The sequence below is a fragment of the Nostoc sp. genome (genome assembly GCF_036917935.1).
Classification (GTDB): domain Bacteria; phylum Cyanobacteriota; class Cyanobacteriia; order Cyanobacteriales; family Nostocaceae; genus Nostoc.
This window is the reverse complement of sequence record NZ_JBALEL010000063.1, coordinates 1-18,787: the sequence shown is the minus strand read 5'-3', so window position 1 is coordinate 18,787 and position 18,787 is coordinate 1. Positions and strand designations below refer to the sequence as shown.

Genomic DNA, 18,787 nt, shown 5'->3' with positions numbered 1-18,787 from the left:
ATACTTTATATATAGTAATTGCAACAAATAGTACTCCTATAGTATGAGCTACTGTACCAATATTGATTGCCTGCGTCCACAAAATTCTGACAGTTCTCGTTTTTGTAATAGTTGCGGTCAGGAATTGTTACTCAAACAGCGATATCGCCCACTTGCTATCATTGGACGCGGTGGCTTTGGGAGAACGTTTTTAGCTATTGATGAACATCTTCCAGATCAACCCAAATGTGCGATCAAACAGCTATGTTTCCAAGAGGGAAATACTGAGGTTTGGCACAAGGCAGTCAAACTATTTCACCAAGAAGCGCTTCGTCTTAATGAATTAGAACACTCTCAAATACCCAAATTACTAGCACACTTTGAACAAAATCAAAAGCTTTATATCGTCGAGGAATTAGTAGATGGACAAACACTCGCCCAGGAATTACAACAAAAAGGCGTTTTTCAAGAACCGCAAATTTGGGAGATATTAAAAAGTTTATTGGTAACACTGCAATTTATCCATTCCCGACAAGTAATCCACCGAGATATTAAACCGGAAAATATTATGCGTCGTTCGGTTCCAGGAGACCTGGTTTTAATAGATTTCGGAGTGGCTAAATTCGCCACTAATATGAGGCAACTTCGTACAGGCACAATAGTAGGTAGTCCAGAATATATTGCTCCCGAACAAATGCGGGGAAAGGCATTACCAGCCAGCGATCTTTATAGCTTGGGTGTAACATGTATTTATTTACTCACCGCTGTTTCTCCCTTTGATTTGTTCGATATTACTAACGATCGCTGGGTATGGCAAGAACATTTACCAGCCAAGCATACTGTTAGCGATCGCCTCTGTGAAATCTTAGATAAACTTTTACAAAATGCGATTTCGCAACGCTTCCAATCTGCAACAGAAGCATTGCAGACACTGGAACAAGAACCAAAAAAGTTGCCAAATATTCCTAATTATCAGAGATTAACTCCTATTAATTACACGCCTTTGCGTGATTTATTAGCAAAAGGAAAATGGCAATTAGCAGATCGAGAAACTTGGGATCTGATGTGTCAGGCACTAGCAAAGCCTAGAGGTAGCTATATATTTAGTAGTGATATTGATAAATTTCCCTGTGAAGATTTAGAGACTATTAACCATTTATGGGTAAATTACAGTCATGGACGCTTTGGTTTTAGCGTGCAAACACTTATTTTCAAACACGTGAATGGAGACTATGGAATTTTTTGTCATCAAGTTGGTTGGCATATATACAATTCTAGTTATGCCAACTCGGGATTAAATTTTAGTCTCAAAGCACCAATCGGTCATTTACCCTCACGCATTTCGATTGGTGGTTCTCAACCGTGGCGATACCCCAATGCTTTAACTGTAAAACTAGCAGCCTGTGGTATTGGGGTTTAGCCGGCATAGCGCAAAATCGGACTGTATAGCAAAGTGCTGAGTATAAACCCAGTTATTTCCAGACTTTGAGCAATCAACACTGTCCTCACATCTCTGACTACAGCTACAAGTAATCAAGAATCACGATCGCCAACGGCAGGATGTTGCCCATCTCTGCGAAAAAAATCGCTCTTCAACTTCAGCTTTCAGGTTGGACTGAATCGTCATACACTGAATTTTGGACTAATGAAAGCGGTTGCCCTTATAGGAACAATGAGCGAAAGTAAGATACCAGAAATTCTGGAAACCTTCGAGGCAGACCTGCTATCGGAGTGGACTCAGGAGTTAGCCACTGTCAATATTCGCAGAGGCTTGATTAAAGAAGCCGAGTTAAAGGAGGAATGTCGGGAATTCCTTAGCTTGTTTCGGATCGCCGTTGGGCAGGGCAAGTTGAGCAATATTCAGGCAGGGGCGTGGGAGGAAATGCGGGAGATACTGACCAGCATTTCTCGATCGCGATCGCAACAAGGCTTCACACCGGCGGAAACAGCTACATTCGTCTTTTCCTTCAAGCAACCCCTTTTCAACCGGATGCGCCAGCAATTGAAAGACCCGATTGAATTAGGTGAAGAAATCTGGCTAGCCACCAAGTTACTGGATCAGCTGGGATTGTTGACAATTGAAGTGTATCAAAAGGTACGGGAAGAGGTGATTTTGCGGCAGCAGGAAGAGTTAATGGAGCTGTCTACCCCAGTGATTAAACTCTGGGAGGGAATTTTGGCATTACCGATTATCGGCACCCTGGATAGTGCCCGCACTCAAATGATGATGGAGTCGTTATTGCAGAAGATTGTTGAAACCGAGTCAGAGGTTGCCATTATTGACATTACCGGAGTTCCCACCGTCGATACCCTCACCGCTCAACATCTGCTTAAGACCGTTACTGCCGCCCGACTGATGGGAGCTGATTGTATGATCAGTGGCATTCGTCCGCAAATTGCCCAAACAATCGTTTATCTCGGCATTGATTTGACAGATATAATCACCAAGGCAACCTTAGCCGATGCCTTTCTCACGGCGCTAAAACGGTTGGGAGTGACCATTACCCGCTCTCAACCCAAATAGGTGGACAGAAATGGAACGCATTCCTATACTCAAAATGGGCAATTTCCTGCTTGTGACCATCCAAGTCGATATGCACGATCGCCTCGCCATGACCCTACAGGATGACCTGACCAACCGCATAACTCAAACTCAGGCTCACGGTGTCTTGATCGATATTTCTGCATTAGACATTGTTGATTCCTTCATTGGGAGAATTTTAGGGAACATTGCCAGAATGTCACGGGTGCTAGATGCTGAGACAGTTGTGGTTGGGATGCAGCCTGCTGTGGCCATTACCCTGGTGGAATTGGGGCTGTCGCTGTCGGGTATTCGCACTGCCCTAAACGTCGAAAAGGGAATGGTGCTGTTGCGATCGTCACTCAATGAAGCCACAAATCAGGTCAAATGGCGTGCAGATGACGATGCAGAAGACTGAAACGCTTAACATTCAATCTTCTACAGATGTAGTCTTAGTTCGGCAAGCCGTGCGCCATCTGGGTGTGGAGATTGGCTTTGGCTTAGTAGACCAAACTAAAATTGTCACCGCCGCCAGTGAGTTAGCCCGCAATACCCTAGAGTATGGGGGAGGTGGCACAGTCAAGCTAGAAACGCTTCAGGAAGGGAGACGAAGAGGACTCCGGCTGACCTTTGAAGATCAGGGGCCGGGAATTGCCGATATTGAATTGGCGTTAAAGGATGGGTTCACCACCGGGGGCGGGTTGGGTATGGGACTGGGCGGTGCCAAACGACTTGCCAACGAGTTTGAGATTCAGTCTGCGGTGGGAGAAGGGACACGGATAACAATTGTACGATGGAAATAATATGAGAAAATCTGTCGTCATTCCAATTACTGAATCTAGCCAGACTGGGGAAGCCCGACGGGTAGCGATCGCTTTGGCAACTCGGCTCGGCTTTCAGGAAACGCAACGGGGCAAGGTTGGCATTGTGGTGACAGAGATGGCGAGTAATCTGATCCAGCACGCTCAGGGTGGGGTATTGTTGCTAAGATTGATCGAAGACGATTCAGCCATCGGTATTGAAGTCTTGTCGCTAGATAAAGGACGGGGCATGGTTGATGTGGATGAGTGTTTGCAAGATGGCTTTTCCACCGCCGGAACCTTAGGCAATGGACTGGGCGCTATTCGTCGCCTCTCTGATTTCTTTGATATTTACTCCATTCCCAAGCAAGGGACGGCGCTCCTGGCCCATCTCTGGTCAGACTCGGCACGCCATTTGCCTGAAAAGACCTTAGAAATTGGGGTGATCTGTTTGCCGAAACGAGGGGAGGAGGTTTCGGGAGATGGCTGGGCATGTCAAATCGATCATTGCCGCAGCCTGTTACTAGTAGCCGATGGCTTAGGGCATGGGCCTGCGGCTGCCGATGCTGCCTCACTTGCCGTCAGAATCTTTCAAGAACACGATCATTCTCCTGGTGCGATCGTCGAAGCTGCCCACGCAGCCTTGCGAAGTACACGAGGAGCTGCACTCGCCATTGCCGAAATCGACTTTGAACAACAGTCTGTCCGCTTTGCCGGCATTGGTAATATCGCTGCCAGCATTTTCTCCTTTACTGAACACCACCATCTGCTGTCTCACAACGGCACAGTCGGATATGAAATCCGCAAAATTCAAGAGTTTAGCTATCCCTGGTATGCCAACGGACTTTTAATTATGCATTCTGACGGATTAGATCCTAAGTGGCAACTCGATCGCTATCCCGGCTTGAGTGAAAAACATCCCAGCCTGATTGCAGGTGTGTTATACCGAGACTTTAACCGAGAGCGGGACGATGTGACGGTGTTAGTGGCTAAAGGAATAGGCAGATGACAATCGTTTTCACCCTGGAAATCCACTACGAACAGGATGTTGTCCAAGCTCGACAACGAACTCGTGAGATCGCCGAGCAATTGGGCTTTGATGCTCAAGATCAGACCCGATTGGCAACGGCAGTTTCCGAAATTGCCCGCAACGCCTTTCAGTATGCCAGAGGTGGAACGGTTGAATTTGGTGTGGCAGGAGAGCCTCAGACGTTTCTGATTCGGATTCAGGATCGGGGTGGGGGCATTCCTCATCTGGCAGAGGTGTTGGCCGGACCCTACACCTCTGACACCGGAATCGGGCTAGGCATTATGGGCAGCCGCAAGCTGATGGATTTCTTTGAGATAAAATCGCTGCCGGGACAGGGAACAACGGTGGTGATGAGCAAAAAGTTGTCGAAGCGCACACCTACTTTCAGCGATTCGCAATTGCAGCAGATTCGAGAAACCGTGATTGGGCGATCGCCCCAAAATCCCTACGATGAGATCCAGCGACAAAACCAGGAATTACTGCGGGCAATGTCAGAGTTACGCAAGCGCGAGGAAGAACTGACTCAGCTCAACCAGGAACTGGAAGATACGAATCGTGGTGTAGTTGCCCTCTACGCGGAACTGGATGAGAAGGCAGACTCTCTGCAAAAGGTAAACGAGCTAAAAACCCGCTTTCTCTCGAACATGAGCCATGAGTTTCGTACACCACTCAATTCGATTCTGTCGTTATCTCAGATGCTGCTGGCACGGATGGATGGCGATTTGACCGTTGAGCAAGAAAAGCAGGTGACATTCATCCAAAAGGCGGCAAGCGGATTATCAGAAATGGTCAACGACTTGCTGGATTTGGCCAAGGTGGAAGCTGGAAAAATTGAAGTGCGTCCCAGTTCCTTTGAAGTCAGTGACTTGTTTGCCACGCTGCGGGGAATGTTGCGCCCATTATTGGTTCAAGGCTCCTCTGTGGCGCTAATTGTCGAGGAACCTGACGGCATTGGGCAGATATATAGTGATCAGGGCAAAGTCGCTCAAATTCTGAGAAACTTTATCTCGAATGCGCTCAAATTTACCGAGCAGGGAGAAGTGCGTGTAAGCGCTGTGCAAAGGGGTGATACCGTGACCTTCTCTGTGTCCGATACGGGCATCGGCATTGCTTTAGCCGATCAAGAGCGCATTTTTGAGGATTTTGTCCAAATTGAGTCTTCTCTGCAAAAGCAGGTCAAAGGAACCGGGTTAGGATTGCCGTTATCGCGCAAGCTAACGGAGCTACTCGGCGGCAGCATTTCAGTTAGAAGTCAGCTGGGTCAAGGCTCCACATTTACGGCATCGATGCCGATTATCTACCCATATTCGACCGAATTTCCCACCCAACTGCAACCGATGACCGATCGTCGGTGGGAGACCATCGCATCACTTGAGTCAACTCGCTTGCCGATTCTGGCGGTTGAAGATCATCCAGAAACGCTATTTATTTACGAAAAACACCTCCAGGACTCAACCTATCAATTAATTGCGACCCGGACTTTAGCTCAGGCTAGGCTTGTCTTACAACAACTTCAACCGGCGGCGATTATGCTAGATATTATGCTAGAAGGGCAAAACGGTTGGACGTTCTTGCGAGAAATTAAAGGAGATGAAACCACCCGCACCATCCCTGTACTAGTTATTACGATCATTGATAACGAGAAGCAAGCACTGGCGCTAGGAGCCAACGGTTTTCTAATTAAGCCGGTAGACAGATTGCAGTTATTGAACAAACTTAATACGCTAATTAATCAAGACAATCCTCAAAAAATCTTATTAATTGACGATGACCCCGCCTATCGGTATTTGGTGAAACAGTTGTTGGTAAATACACAGTTGAGTATTTTAGAAGCCATGAACGGATGGGAAGGATTAAATTTGGCCCAACGCGAGCAACCGACCGCGATCGTTCTTGACTTGGAGATGCCAGAGTTCAACGGGTTTGATGTACTCACGCAGCTTAAAAGCAATGCCGTCACTCAGTCGATTCCTGTGATCATCCACTCATCTGCCCAACTGGATGCAGCAGTACAGAGCCAATTAGCCAAAAAAAGCATCGCCATTCTTTCCAAAGAAACAGGCTCTCAAACGGCAGCGATCGCCCAACTTCAAGATGCACTGATCAAAGCCGGACTTGTTCTAGATGGTTGCGAGCAAAGTCATGTCTGAGCCACGGGTTACGATCCTGCATGTTGACGATAACGAAGCCAATCGTTACATTGTCACCCGAATTTTGCAAAATGCAGGTTTTACCGTCGTGGAAGCGGCAACTGGAGCCACAGGATTAAAGGCTGCTGTTGAACATCAGCCGGCTCTGGTGATTTTGGATGTCAAATTACCAGATATCAGCGGCTTTGAAGTCTGTCGCCAAATTAAGGCAAACCCCGAAACGGCTTTTATTCCGGTGCTACACCTTTCTGCAAGTTTTATTCAAAGTCAGGATAAGGCAGAAGGTTTAGATAGTGGTGCCGATGCTTATCTGGTGCAACCTGTTGAACCCATTGAACTGCTTGCTACGGTGCGATCGCTGCTGCGAATTCGCCGCGCGGAAGAAGCTGCTTTATCCTCAGCACGGGAGTGGCAAACCACTTTTGACTCGATCAAGGACGGTGTATGTCTGGTAGACCGGGAAGGTATAATTCTGCGCTGTAATCGAGCGATGATGCAGCTTTTTTCCAAGCCCTCCCACGAAATCTTAGGTTGTGTTCACCATGAGTTGATGGGCGCAGAATTGGGAATCGGCGATGGCGCTTGCTTTCGCCGGGCGAAAGAAACTCATCAACGGCAAGTTCTAGAATTTCAGTCCACAAGACGGTGGTTTGCCAAAACCATCGACCCGGTATTTAATGGGTACGGGACTCTCACAGGTGCCGTTTTCATCCTGTCTGATATCACCGAACGTAAGCAAGCATCAGCCTTGCTGCAAGAGCAGAACGAGCGCCTAAATCGGCTGATGGTTTCTTTGCAGCAACAAACTGAACAAGCGCAACAAGCCAATCGGATTAAAGATGAGTTTCTGGCAGTGCTGTCTCATGAATTGCGATCGCCCTTGAATCCGATTTTGGGATGGGCAAAAATTCTCCAAACTAGCCGCCAGGACGCAGCCAAAACTCAGTATGCACTCGAAACGATCGAGCGTAATGCCAAGCTGCAAGCGCAACTGATCGAGGATCTGCTCGATGTGTCGCGCATTCTCCAAGGCAAGTTGAGTTTGAATACAGTTCCAGTCGGTCTAACTTTTACTATCAAAGCTGCCCTGGAAACCGTGCGCCTCGCTGCTGAAGCTAAATCCATTCAGATAAAAACAATATTTGAACCGAACGTTGGGCAAGTGTTGGGTGATTCTGGTCGCCTGCAACAGGTTGTTTGGAATCTACTTGCCAACGCGATTAAATTTACCTCACAGGGTGGTCAAGTAGAGGTGCGGTTAGAAAGGATTAAAGATGAAGGTGAAGGGATGAATAAATCAGAATACACTCAAATCATTGTCAGCGACACTGGTATGGGGATCTCTGCTGACTTTCTCCCCTACATCTTTGATTACTTCCGCCAAGCTGATGGGACAACGACCCGAAGATTTGGAGGGTTGGGCTTAGGGTTAGCGATCGTGCGTCATTTGGTTGAATTGCATGGAGGAACCGTTCAGGCAGCAAGCCCTGGAGAAGGGCAAGGAGCAACGTTTGCAGTTAAGTTTCCACTCATGGCTGCGGCAAAACTGAATCAACATGATACTGTTTTTCCTAATCGCTCAGACTTCAATCTGAATGGATTGCAAGCGCTGCTTGTAGATGATGACAGAGATTCACGGGAGTTCATCGCCTTCCTGCTAGAACAGTACGGGGCACAAGTGACTGAAGCTCAATCAGCCAGTGAAGCTCTGAGCAGTTTGGAGCGTGCAAAATTTGATTTGCTAATCAGTGATATTGGTATGCCCGATATGGATGGCTACACACTAATTCGTCAAATTAGAAAGCAGTCGCCTGACCGGGGCGGAAACATTCCGGCGATCGCCCTCACTGCTTATGCCGGAGAGATTGATCAACAACTTGCACTAGCAGCCGGATTTCAACAGCATATTTCCAAACCAATTGAGCTAGAGGTATTAATGAAGGTTATTTTAACTATAGTAGGGGTATAGCAAGGATTGGTGAAATATTCTGCCATACCGATATCTGCCCCAACTTTACACTTGCAAAACAGCAACTCTGTTGAATCGGGTGGAGCTACCTGCAATCCAGAGCGCTTGTAGAGTGCAACTACTCAGAATCTAGATTACTGCGTCCTCTTGTTTTATCTTCACCACTTTACAGTGTCAAGGAAGATCGTGATTTTAGTCTATAGGACTTACGCACTGTACAAATGCCTCGTGATGTAAATTAACAATGCTCCCGGTTGTTTCAGGCTTTTCTTAATTATCCTGCGATCGTCAATAGACCAGAATCTAGGGGCACAGCCATGCTCATTAGTGTCAACTTAAGCTGAAACCCTTTTCAAATCTCGTTTCCAGCCTCTGGGCTGGAAATGCAGATCAAAAGCGGCTCTGCCGCAAGTCTTGAGGCGGAGCCTCAAATAGGCATTCCCATTCAGAGACTCTTAACGAGACAATCTCTAAAAGCTGGTTATAGGCTGGCTTTTATCTTAAGTTGACACGCATGAGCTTTTTCTGTGCCCTTACGAAAGATGTGGTTTTTAAACTTATGCATATTTGGTATTTATTATCAATGCGTAAGTCCTAGTCTAGATAATCTGTTGGTAGTTGCTCTTCAACAGTGTTATCTGAAACTATTGGGCGGCTACCATCTATCTCTAGAGTATCCTGAACTTGAAAATTACTCTTAGCGATCGGACGTTGACCATCTATATTAAGAATGTCCTCAACTTCTAAATCACTAGGGTCAATTGGACGTTGACCGTCTACAGTTAGCATGTCATGTTCTTGAAAAGCGCTCTTAGCAATGGGGCGTTCACCATCTATATTGATTGTTTGATCATAATGATTTTCATCCTTCACAATGGGGCGCTGACCATCTATATTGATTGTTTCCTTAATTTGAATCTGACTCGGATCAACTGGACGGGAACCATCTAGATTAATTGTTTTATTTATCTGTATCAGTTCGTTAGATGATGAAGATGTATCAGTTTCTGTCCCTATAGTCTGCGGCTCCGAATTATTTTTAGTACTATCAGCTTTTTTAGTGTTATCGATGTTTTCCATTGTTCTTCTAAGACTATTTACTGCTAACAATATGACCTTAAGATTTGTTGATCTCTAAGTAAAAGCGACTGGGATTAGAGGAGGTATGAAAAGTCCTTATTGATGTATCAAATACTCTTAGATCCCCCTAAATTCCCCTTAAAAAGGGGGACTTTGATTCCGTTTCCCCCCTTAAAAAGGGGGGCTAGGGGGGATCGATAAGTGCCTGATATCACAGCCGACCACTTTTCAAACAACCTCTTAGATAAATATCTAGAAAATTATGATTTATCTAATAATTCGTTTATTTAGTAGGATACTGAAGTAGATTCAAAAAATCTTCTACCACAGCACAGAATGCATCTCTAACTTGAGAGGGATTTGTGATTAAGTCACGCTAGAACATACTTTAACCGAAACGCCCTGAAATGTAATCGCGGGTGCGGGGGTCTAGTGGGTTGTTAAAGATTTGCTCTGTAGGGCCAAATTCAATCATTTGACCAATCCGACTTTCATCGGTGCTGAAAAAAGCCGTAAAATCAGAGACGCGAGCGGCTTGCTGCATATTGTGGGTAACGATCGCAATTGTCAACTCAGACTGTAAACTATGGAGCAGTTCCTCAACTTTCATCGTCGCGATGGGGTCAAGAGCCGAGCAAGGCTCATCCATCAGCAGAACTTTCGGCTTGACTGCTAAAGCACGGGCAATACATAATCTTTGTTGTTGACCACCAGAAAGCCCTAAAGCTGATTTATCTAGCTTATCTTTCACTTCATGCCAAAGAGCAGCGCTTTTGAGTGCAGATTCGACAATCTCATCTAATTCTAATTTGGAATATCTGCCTGCTATTCTCATACCGTAGGCAACATTTTCGTAAATGCTGATCCCAAAAGGATTTGGTTTCTGGAACACCATACCAATTTGGCGGCGTAACCGATTGATGTTGACACGAGGAGCATAAATATTCTGACCAAAAAATTCTACATCTCCTTCAACTTTCACGGGGCCTTCTAATTCGCTAATGCGGTTAATAATTTTGATGAAGGTAGATTTACCACAACCACTAGGGCCAATAATTGCGGTTACTTGGTTCTGATAAATATCTATTGAGACACCTTCGATCGCTTTTGTTGTGCCATAGTAAAAGCTGATATTTTTAACTTTGATAGCTGGAATTAAGTTACTCATGCTTTCCCAAGGTGCGAAATAAAACAAAAATTTATTTTTACTTTATCCTTTTCTGTCTAATAACTAAGCGAGAGAGAATACTGACACATAAAATTAAGCTGAGTAAAACTATCGAAGTAGTCCATACTAATTGGCTTTTTTGCGGATCGGGGTCGTTGTAGAGGTTAAAAATTAATACTGGTAAGGAAGCTGTTGGACTTAATAATCCTTCTGACCAATCTAGACTAAATAAAGCAGTAAAAATTAAGGGTGCTGTTTCACCAGCAGCACGAGCTACAGCTAATAAAATTCCTGTGGTAATTCCGGGGATTGCAGCAGTTACAATGATCCGAAAAGTAGTTTGGAAGCGAGTTCCCCCCAAAGCAGCGGAGGCGAGGCGTTGAGATATCGGAATAAGTTTTAAAGATTCTTCTGTTGTCAAGATAATTACAGGTAGCATAATCACGGCTAAAGCAAAACCACCTGCGATCGCACTAAATCCTTTAGTTACCAAAACTATCACACCGTAAGCGAATACGCCTACAACAATTGAAGGCACACCTGTAAGAATATTGGTGATAAAACGAACAAGTCCAGCGATTAGATTGGTTTGACTAAATTCCGCCAAAAAAATTCCGGTCATTATCCCTGTGGGAATGCTTAAAACACCACCAATTAATACCATGATTATGGTTCCCAGGATGGCATTGCCAAAGCCATTGTCAATCACTGCTTTGACAAACATATCTGATTTCAGTCCAGATATTCCTCGGATGAGAATTTCCCACAAAATTGATAATAAAGGAATGAGTGCTAGACCTGTTAAACCAAAGGCGATCGCATTCATTGCATAAGTAAATATTACTCGTTCTGTTGGCAGAGGACTGCATAATTCTCTCGCCAGAGATTCATCCGTTTCTGACTGGATGTAACCACTCATATTTTTTACAAGTTTTGATTGATAAATGTCTTGCTAGACTAAGATTTGTCACAAACTTAAACTTAAATAAAATTATTTGTTTTTTCTGCCAACCCACTTTACTAATAGTACAGCACCAATATTTACCGTTAGAGTTAACCCAAACAAAATCAATGCCAAATAGCTTAAAGCGCCTATATGCAATCCTGGTTCAGCTTCGGCAAATTCATTAGCTAATACAGAGGGAATTGTATAAGCTGGATCGAGTAAAGAAGCACTGATTTGAGCAGAGTTACCAATCACCATAGTGACAGCCATTGTTTCACCCAAAGCACGTCCTAATGAAAGCATTGCTGCACTTACCATTCCAGAAAATCCGGCTGGTAGCAAGACTCGAAAAATCGTTTCCCAACGGGTGCCACCCAAAGCCATAGATGCGCTACGTAATTCTTTAGGGATAGCCATTAAGACATCACGAGTAATTGCTGCCATTGTGGGCAAAATCATGATGGCTAGAATAATTCCAGCAGTTAACATATTAGTCCCAGAAGGGTCTTCTGTATTAAAGAGTGGTATCCATTTAAAATTGCTGGCTAGCCACTTTTGCAGAGGTTCGAGAACTGGAATAAAAACAAAAATTGCCCACAAACCAATAATGACACTGGGAATTGCTGCAATTAATTCAACAACAAATGCTAAGGTTATTCGCAGCGATGAAGGTAAGAAATTTTCACTCGTGACTAAGGCTACTGCTATTCCCACTGGGACAGCAAATAAAATAGCGATCGCACTACTGATCAAAGTTCCATAAATATAAGGTAGTGCGCCAAAAATCTGATTACCTGTATCCCAATCTTCACCCCACAAAAACCCTAGTCTAAACTCCTGAATGGCTGGTAGAGCTTCGTGTAAAATTACCCAACTCATCAAAAATAGCACTACAACAGTAATCACGGCAAAAAAGTATACTAGCCGTGTAAAACTTTGGTCAAACCAGAAATTTGTGCCGCCGATAGCTGTGAGATTAAAACTTTCATCATCTGATGAATTTCTGTCGGTTTGTTCCGATGAATTTGCCATTACAAATCAATCAAATAGATTTTTTTATTCCTAGTAGAGTGAGTTGTCAACTTACCCTACTAGGAGAGGAAAGTAGTAAGATTACAAATTAAGGCTTGACAGAGCTATTCACTGTCTGAAGCACCCGATTTACCACATCAGATGGAATTTTGGTGTAGTTGAGGTCATCGTTATACTGTTGACCGTCTTTTAATACCCAATTAATCCATTTTTTAATAGCATCAGCTTTAGAAGCATTAGCATACTGTTTGTAAACCATAATCCAGGTAAGACCGACGATTGGATAACCTTGTCCTGGATCTCCTACGAAAACGCGGTAATTGTCTGGAAAATTCACAGTTGACAACGCTGCATTTGCAGATTCTAAAGAAGGAGCAACAAATTCTCCTTTCTTATTTTGTACCAGTGCTGATTTCAGGTTATTTTGGACAGCATAGCTGTATTCTACATAACCAATAGAACCGGGAGTACGAGATACTAAGGCAGCTACGCCTGGATTGCCTTTGCCTCTGAGGACATTTGGCAGATTCCATTTGGGAGCAGTGTTAACTCCAACTCTGCCTTTAAAATAACCACTGGTAGTACTCAAGTGATTGGTGAAAATGAAAGTTGTACCGCTACTATCAGCGCGAACAACAAATTTAATTGCTTGATTTGGGAGATTGGCGTCTGGATTATCAGCTTTAATTTTTGGATCATCCCATTTGGTAATTTGACCTGAATAAATTGCTGGTAGTGTAGCGCGGGACAATTTAAGATTATTAACGCCTGGAAGATTGTAAACAACAGAAACGGCACCGCCTGCTGTGGGTACTAAGATTACACCGTTCTTGACTTTAGCGATTTCATCATCTTTCATTGCAGCATCACTACCACCAAAGTCAACGGTTCCAGCAGTGACTTGACGAATACCGCCGCCGCTACCAATTGCTTGGTAGTTAATTTTCAAATCTGGATATTTCTTCTTAACTTCACGAGCATACCGTTCGTAAAGCGGAGCCGGAAAAGTTGCTCCTGCACCATTGAGCGTTTCAGCCTGTGCGATCGCACCAAAAATTGGACTAAGTGCAACAAAAGTTGTCACCACTGAAGTAGCGACGACACGATTCAAGATGGTGGTCGAAAAAATCATATTACCTCTGACTAAAGGAATACTTTCCTGCTGTAATTCCAGCCTTAAACTAACTTACATTTTTTATAGTTAAGGATAAATAAACAAGAGATTAATATCTAATTAAATCTTCCTTTTAAACATAGCTTAATTTTTTATTTATTCATATTTGATTAACTAGATTAGTTTAGCAAAAATATGCTGATGATAAATAGTTCGGTGATGATGCGTTTTGGCATATCATTTATGCGTCTTGGCATATTTCGGTGGAAGAATAGTAGATTGGGTTGAACGAAGTGAACAGAATTTATTCTGTTACTCTTGGGCTAAAACATTAATGCTAAACTAATCTGATTAATATTTATTACGCAGTCACCTTTAACCACCCAAAAATATCACCTACCGTCAACTGTAACCCCTGACAAAATTCTGGCACTGGTAAAATAGACTCAATTTCTTCAAAAGGTAAAGGTTGTTGTCCCGCAGGATAAGCAGCAATGAATCGCTCATCAGGGTCAATTAACCAACCCATTTGAGTCCCGTGATTAAGAGCGTGTAAGATTTTTTTTGTAACTTTTGTATGGCTTTGTTCAGGGGAGAGAATTTCGATTATCCAGTCGGGTGCTGCGGCAAATGTATTGGCAATATCATCATTTTCGTCTACAGGAAGCCTTGCCCAAGAGAATACAGCGACATCGGGAACTATAGAACATCCTGCAAAAGTGCAACGTAATTCTGGAAAAGCCCAACCCATTTTTTGTACTTTGACAACAGAATTGATTGCCGGACAGAGTTCTCCTTGAATAGTGCTATAGCGGTTCTCAGTTGAGTGAGATACAAGAACCCCACCCCCAGACCCCCTCCCCGCTTGCGAGGAGGGGGCTATGACGTACCTCATGTGATTAGGAAACGCTATATATTTTCCTTGAGGCATAGGTTTTGGAATAATTTTACCGTCAATGTACTCGCAATACAGTTGAGTTTCTGGTAGTGCGAGAAACTCTTCTAGGGTCAATATTCTATTTGGTGTTTGTACCATGATTATCCTAGCTTAAACTTAGAGGATGTTTTAAAAGTCCTCTGGTTGGTAGCAAAAGCTTTTAGATCCCCCTAAATCCCCCGATAAATTGGGTGACTTTGATTCGGGCTCCCCCCTTAAAAAGGGGGGTTAGGGGGGATCTAAAAGTGCCTAAAATTACAGCAAATCACTTTTAAAACATCCTCTGATGATGAATGATTTTTTTACATAGTTAAGCCCTAACTGGTGAAGTCTTAACTGAAAATGATTTACCTTATTCTAAAATACTTTTTCAATTTACCAATCGGCTGTCACCTAAATTTTTTAATGTTTGCTTGCGGCTACAATACAGCACCAAAAGTATAAATAATCCGATTCCAGCCAGATATTTAATTGCATCAGGTACATTAGGATTAGGTGAAAAGAAGCCTTCGATCGCACCAGCAATAATCAACATTGGTACAATCCCAAATACTAGCTGCACCGCCTGAAAACCATAAAATTTCAGTGCATCCCCACGGCGATATTTACCAGGAAATAAAATTGCTCTTGCTAATAAAAATCCTGCACCCCCAGCAAAAAATATCGCAGGTAATTCTAAGGAACCATGCGGAAATACAAAGGCCCAAAAAGGATAAGCCAGATTATTTTGACCAACTAAAGTACCAACAGCACCAATTAATAAACCATTAAATACCATCAAATAGGCTGTGTATGCCCCAGCCGCCATGCCACCAGCGACAGCCCCAAAAGACACCGACAAATTATTGATCGTGATCCCACTGGATGCCAGAGGTTCAACACCGACAATTGACCCCATCCATAATTTATGCTCATCTCGCACCTTGGTAATCAAGCTTTCAGGTACAATCAAAGCCATAAAGCTGGGGTTTTGCCAAGAATACCACCAAGCCACTAGTGCGCCTAGTAGAAACAGCGCCGTTGCCGCCGCAATGTATAAAAATGCTTTCTGGACTACAGATGGTAATCCCCAACGGTAAAATTCTTGGATTGCCTGCCATTCCTGTCGCCGCGAACCTTGGTAAATCTGCGTGTAGGCACGAGTTGTTAAAGATTGTAAACTTTGGATCAAAGTATTGCCGATTTCCTGAGTGCGGGCACGGGCCAAATCTGCTGCTACTGAACGATATAAACTCGCTAACTCTCTAATTTCTGCTGCCCGTAAGGACTTTAATCCTTTTTTTTCTATCTGCCTTAATAGGGCATCCAAACGCTGCCAATTTGGTTCTCGTCGCGCAATCCAACGTTGAATATTCATGAATTTTGGGAACACTCAGTTTAACTTAGCTTAAGATAGCCTCAAATTCATCTCCGTAGTTTCAAGGAAAATTTACCATTATGTCTGAAAACTTTGGATCTTCCGGTCAGATACAACCACTGAGTGTAGGAAATGTTGTCAGTGCTGCGGTACAGTTGTATCGTTCTCATCTAAAGACTTATCTTAATCTGGCTGCGATCGCTCACTTGTGGATTCTAGTTCCTGTGTATGGTTGGGCGAAATATGCAGCCATTTCTGGACTAATTTCACGCTTGGCTTTTGGAGAATTGATTTACCAACCTGAAGGTGTTGAAACTGCCAGAAGCCATATTAATCCACGTCTTTGGTCATTTTTGAGAGTTGCTTTCCAAGTCGGCATATCTTTAGTTCTAATTTATTTGGGACTAGCGATCGTCGGTGGTGTAGTAGCTGGCTTAATCGGAGTAGTATTAGGAGGAATATTAGGGACTTCAGGCATTGTAGTCGCAACCACATTGGCAATAATTGTGACGGCACTCATTGTATTATTAGGATTAACCTGGTTCTACTCCCGTTGGATAGTAGCTGAAGTGCCTTTAGCAGTTGAGGAAAATATCAATGGTGGCGAAAGTGTTGCCAGAAGTTGGGAGTTAACTAAAGCCTCAGTATTTCGCATTCAGGGCGTTGTTTTAGTTGCTTTTATCGTGACATTGCCCTTGGTGTTTGTATTAAACTATATACCTAGCTTATTCCTAATAAGGCTTGAGCCTGGTTCTGCTATCTACTCGATTGTGTATATTATTTCTTTGATTGGAAGCTTGATAGGTGGAGTTTTAGTCATGCCATTCTGGCAAGCGTTAAAAGCTGTTTTATACTTGGACTTGCGTAGTCGGCGTGAAGGTCTAGGTTTGCAATTAAGAAAACCTCCCTCACAAGATTTGCGTTAACTCAACACCTTAATCCAACTCTATTAATTTTGAATTAGTTAAAATATGCGCTTTTTTAATCGCATCGCATTCCAGACTCCAGAAAGTGTAGAGTTGGAATTTACTTTAGCAGGAATCGGTAATCGAGCTTTGGCACTGCTGATTGACTATACAATCTTGATTGTAACCTTGCTGGTGTTTTTGCTTACCTGGACTGTTTTTTCGACGCAAGTCTTCAATTTGTTTGAGGACTTGATTACAAATGCTCAGAATTTAGGAATTTGGTTAATAGCAATTTTCTGCCTGATTGCCTTTGCAATTTACATCGGCTATTTTGTATTTTTTGAAACCTTATGGTTTGGGCAAACTCCTGGTAAAAGGGTTGCTAAAATTCGCGTAGTTCTAGATGATGGTAGACTCATCGGGCTACAACAAGCAACGCTACGTGCCTTATTGCGACCCTTTGATGAAACTTTGTTTATTGGCGCTTTTTTAATTATGTTGGGTAGCCGCGAAAAGCGCTTAGGTGATTTGGCTGCTGGCACAATTGTAATTCAAGCCCAAACAACGACTGCATCAGCGATATTGACGATTTCAGAACAGGCTAAGGTACTTCATGAACAGTTAGTACAGAGTGCCGATTTATCACCATTGATGCCAGATGATTTTACTGTTATTCGTGAGTATTTGCAGCGTCGTGGTGTAATGTCGTTAAAGGCAAGAGCCTCATTATCTCTCAAATTAGCCGAGCAAGTTGTAGCTATTATTAATTTAGAAAAGTTGCCAGAAGCTGTTACGCCTGATGTTTTTTTAGAAGCAATATACCTCGGCTATCAAAAACCGAAATTTTAGGCTGGAGATTTTATTTAGAGCATTCACAAAAAGCTCAGGGTAAGAGCATCTCAATAAGAAAAAGCGATGCCTTCTCTGCGAGACGCTACGCGAACGGCGAGCCACCAAGAACGCAAATATGCGTTCTTGGTGGCTAAATGAAAAATAATTGTGCGTAATTAACACAATACCCTAGCTACAATTCAGTAACTTCTCTCTGGGACTTTAGTTGAGATGCAATCAGGGGAATTTTGGGCGCAAGAAAAAATCCAATTAAACTGGCAAAAAGGATTGGTGTAAAAGGACTTAAGTTAGTCAGCTTTGACAGTAGCAAAGTCGTACTTATAGGTGTACGCGTTACGGCTGCATTAAGAGCCGCCATTGTACAAATCATGGCAAGGGTGGGATTAAGCCCCGGAATTAAGATTACTACTGCTTTACCAATACAAGCACCAGTGAAAAACAGGGGGATGATGAATCCACCGCGCCACCCACCAGTTACCGTCAAGCTAATGGCAGCCATTTTACCAAGAGCAAGAGTTAAGAGAAAAACAGCACCAAAGTTAGTAGTAAGGACTGACTCTAATTCTTCATGTCCAAAATAACGGGTTAGGGGTAATAAAACTGCTAAAGTGCCAAGCGCAAATCCTGCTAATGTTGTGCGTATATAAATGGGGCCCGGAATTCGAGCAAACAAGCGATCGCAGCCGCGAAAAATGCCCATAAAAATCCATCCCACCACCGCCCCAATGATTCCGAATATGATCGCGATCGCAAAATCATCGATCTTTTCTAGGTGGTATTGGGGAAAATGCCAAGTGGGTGCAATTCCCAAATGTGTAATTGCTGCAAATACCAGATAACTAGCGCAACTGGTTGAGTCGATGGCTGGTATTATCCAGCGCACCTCTCAGTTAGATCCGAACGTGAGACTTTCACCTCATTCGGCTCCCGATATTCTTAAGGGT

At 43.6% G+C, this 18,787-nt stretch carries 16 protein-coding genes and 1 pseudogene; 9 read left to right on the top strand and 8 right to left on the bottom strand.

Annotated elements, in window-relative coordinates:
* Positions 1-43: 43 nt before the first annotated feature.
* The 7 genes from V7K62_RS27820 to V7K62_RS27790 all read left to right on the top strand — a co-directional run bounded on the left by V7K62_RS27820 (position 44) and on the right by V7K62_RS27790 (position 8,449).
* Entirely contained in the window at positions 44-1,399 is a 1,356-nt protein-coding gene (locus tag V7K62_RS27820) for a serine/threonine-protein kinase (RefSeq protein ID WP_334869893.1), read from the top strand.
* A gap of 252 nt (positions 1,400-1,651) precedes the next feature.
* On the top strand, positions 1,652-2,503 hold the full coding sequence (locus V7K62_RS27815) for an STAS domain-containing protein (RefSeq protein ID WP_334869891.1): 852 nt from the start codon (positions 1,652-1,654) through the stop codon (positions 2,501-2,503).
* A 10-nt stretch (positions 2,504-2,513) separates the two neighbouring features.
* Positions 2,514-2,918: an STAS domain-containing protein gene (locus V7K62_RS27810; protein ID WP_334869889.1), complete on the top strand. Its 405-nt coding sequence runs from the start codon at positions 2,514-2,516 to the stop codon at positions 2,916-2,918.
* Positions 2,905-3,303, top strand: coding sequence for an anti-sigma regulatory factor (locus V7K62_RS27805; protein WP_334869887.1), 399 nt, complete (start codon positions 2,905-2,907; stop codon positions 3,301-3,303). Before V7K62_RS27810 ends, V7K62_RS27805 begins: the two co-directional genes overlap by 14 nt.
* A 1-nt stretch (position 3,304) precedes the next feature.
* Positions 3,305-4,309 carry an ATP-binding SpoIIE family protein phosphatase gene (locus tag V7K62_RS27800; protein WP_334869885.1) on the top strand — a complete coding sequence of 335 codons (1,005 nt, stop codon included), beginning with the start codon at positions 3,305-3,307 and terminating at the stop codon, positions 4,307-4,309.
* Entirely contained in the window at positions 4,306-6,480 is a 2,175-nt protein-coding gene (locus V7K62_RS27795; protein ID WP_334869883.1) for an ATP-binding protein, read from the top strand. The genes V7K62_RS27800 and V7K62_RS27795 overlap by 4 nt, the downstream gene beginning before the upstream one ends.
* Positions 6,473-8,449, top strand: coding sequence for a hybrid sensor histidine kinase/response regulator (locus V7K62_RS27790; protein ID WP_334869881.1), 1,977 nt, complete (start codon positions 6,473-6,475; stop codon positions 8,447-8,449). Before V7K62_RS27795 ends, V7K62_RS27790 begins: the two co-directional genes overlap by 8 nt.
* Before the next feature lie 594 nt (positions 8,450-9,043).
* Here V7K62_RS27790 and V7K62_RS27785 read toward each other — a convergent pair.
* From V7K62_RS27785 to V7K62_RS27755, 7 genes are all read right to left on the bottom strand, one after another.
* Positions 9,044-9,529: a hypothetical protein gene (locus V7K62_RS27785; RefSeq protein ID WP_334869879.1), complete on the bottom strand. Its 486-nt coding sequence runs from the start codon at positions 9,527-9,529 to the stop codon at positions 9,044-9,046.
* Positions 9,530-9,917: 388 nt separating this feature from the next.
* On the bottom strand, positions 9,918-10,697 hold the full coding sequence (pstB, locus tag V7K62_RS27780; protein WP_334869877.1) for a phosphate ABC transporter ATP-binding protein PstB: 780 nt from the start codon (positions 10,695-10,697) through the stop codon (positions 9,918-9,920).
* A gap of 37 nt (positions 10,698-10,734) precedes the next feature.
* Positions 10,735-11,616 carry a phosphate ABC transporter permease PstA gene (gene pstA, locus V7K62_RS27775; RefSeq protein ID WP_334869875.1) on the bottom strand — a complete coding sequence of 294 codons (882 nt, stop codon included), beginning with the start codon at positions 11,614-11,616 and terminating at the stop codon, positions 10,735-10,737.
* A 72-nt stretch (positions 11,617-11,688) separates the two neighbouring features.
* On the bottom strand, positions 11,689-12,675 hold the full coding sequence (pstC, locus tag V7K62_RS27770) for a phosphate ABC transporter permease subunit PstC (protein WP_334869873.1): 987 nt from the start codon (positions 12,673-12,675) through the stop codon (positions 11,689-11,691).
* An 88-nt stretch (positions 12,676-12,763) separates the two neighbouring features.
* Positions 12,764-13,807: a phosphate ABC transporter substrate-binding protein PstS gene (gene pstS, locus V7K62_RS27765; RefSeq protein WP_334869871.1), complete on the bottom strand. Its 1,044-nt coding sequence runs from the start codon at positions 13,805-13,807 to the stop codon at positions 12,764-12,766.
* 343 nt (positions 13,808-14,150) lie between these two features.
* Positions 14,151-14,825: a Uma2 family endonuclease gene (locus V7K62_RS27760; RefSeq protein ID WP_334869869.1), complete on the bottom strand. Its 675-nt coding sequence runs from the start codon at positions 14,823-14,825 to the stop codon at positions 14,151-14,153.
* 271 nt (positions 14,826-15,096) lie between these two features.
* On the bottom strand, positions 15,097-16,083 hold the full coding sequence (locus V7K62_RS27755; protein WP_334869867.1) for a stage II sporulation protein M: 987 nt from the start codon (positions 16,081-16,083) through the stop codon (positions 15,097-15,099).
* Positions 16,084-16,163: 80 nt separating this feature from the next.
* On the opposite strand from V7K62_RS27755, the gene V7K62_RS27750 reads away from it, so the two are divergent.
* Together V7K62_RS27750 and V7K62_RS27745 are read left to right on the top strand one after the other, a co-directional pair.
* Positions 16,164-17,009 (top strand): hypothetical protein, encoded by an 846-nt coding sequence (locus tag V7K62_RS27750; protein WP_334869865.1) that lies wholly within the window; start codon positions 16,164-16,166, stop codon positions 17,007-17,009.
* Positions 17,010-17,054: 45 nt separating this feature from the next.
* Positions 17,055-17,840 carry an RDD family protein gene (locus V7K62_RS27745; protein ID WP_334869863.1) on the top strand — a complete coding sequence of 262 codons (786 nt, stop codon included), beginning with the start codon at positions 17,055-17,057 and terminating at the stop codon, positions 17,838-17,840.
* Positions 17,841-18,015: 175 nt separating this feature from the next.
* Here V7K62_RS27745 and V7K62_RS27740 read toward each other — a convergent pair.
* Positions 18,016-18,717: pseudogene (locus tag V7K62_RS27740) on the bottom strand (chloride channel protein); the annotation flags it as partial.
* Positions 18,718-18,787: the final 70 nt, after the last annotated feature.

What these genes read in the sequence shown, in the direction of transcription:
- V7K62_RS27820 (WP_334869893.1), top strand. Translation starts at nt 44, where the DNA reads ATGAGCTACTGTACCAATATTGATTGCCTGCGTCCACAAAATTCTGAC.
- V7K62_RS27795 (WP_334869883.1), top strand. Translation starts at nt 4,306, where the DNA reads ATGACAATCGTTTTCACCCTGGAAATCCACTACGAACAGGATGTTGTC.
- pstB (WP_334869877.1), bottom strand. Translation starts at nt 10,697, where the DNA reads ATGAGTAACTTAATTCCAGCTATCAAAGTTAAAAATATCAGCTTTTAC.
- V7K62_RS27755 (WP_334869867.1), bottom strand. Translation starts at nt 16,083, where the DNA reads ATGAATATTCAACGTTGGATTGCGCGACGAGAACCAAATTGGCAGCGT.
- pstA (WP_334869875.1), bottom strand. Translation starts at nt 11,616, where the DNA reads ATGAGTGGTTACATCCAGTCAGAAACGGATGAATCTCTGGCGAGAGAA.
- V7K62_RS27810 (WP_334869889.1), top strand. Translation starts at nt 2,514, where the DNA reads ATGGAACGCATTCCTATACTCAAAATGGGCAATTTCCTGCTTGTGACC.
- V7K62_RS27750 (WP_334869865.1), top strand. Translation starts at nt 16,164, where the DNA reads ATGTCTGAAAACTTTGGATCTTCCGGTCAGATACAACCACTGAGTGTA.
- V7K62_RS27805 (WP_334869887.1), top strand. Translation starts at nt 2,905, where the DNA reads ATGCAGAAGACTGAAACGCTTAACATTCAATCTTCTACAGATGTAGTC.
- V7K62_RS27785 (WP_334869879.1), bottom strand. Translation starts at nt 9,529, where the DNA reads ATGGAAAACATCGATAACACTAAAAAAGCTGATAGTACTAAAAATAAT.
- pstS (WP_334869871.1), bottom strand. Translation starts at nt 13,807, where the DNA reads ATGATTTTTTCGACCACCATCTTGAATCGTGTCGTCGCTACTTCAGTG.
- V7K62_RS27745 (WP_334869863.1), top strand. Translation starts at nt 17,055, where the DNA reads ATGCGCTTTTTTAATCGCATCGCATTCCAGACTCCAGAAAGTGTAGAG.
- V7K62_RS27800 (WP_334869885.1), top strand. Translation starts at nt 3,305, where the DNA reads ATGAGAAAATCTGTCGTCATTCCAATTACTGAATCTAGCCAGACTGGG.
- V7K62_RS27790 (WP_334869881.1), top strand. Translation starts at nt 6,473, where the DNA reads ATGTCTGAGCCACGGGTTACGATCCTGCATGTTGACGATAACGAAGCC.
- pstC (WP_334869873.1), bottom strand. Translation starts at nt 12,675, where the DNA reads ATGGCAAATTCATCGGAACAAACCGACAGAAATTCATCAGATGATGAA.
- V7K62_RS27815 (WP_334869891.1), top strand. Translation starts at nt 1,652, where the DNA reads ATGAGCGAAAGTAAGATACCAGAAATTCTGGAAACCTTCGAGGCAGAC.
- V7K62_RS27760 (WP_334869869.1), bottom strand. Translation starts at nt 14,825, where the DNA reads ATGGTACAAACACCAAATAGAATATTGACCCTAGAAGAGTTTCTCGCA.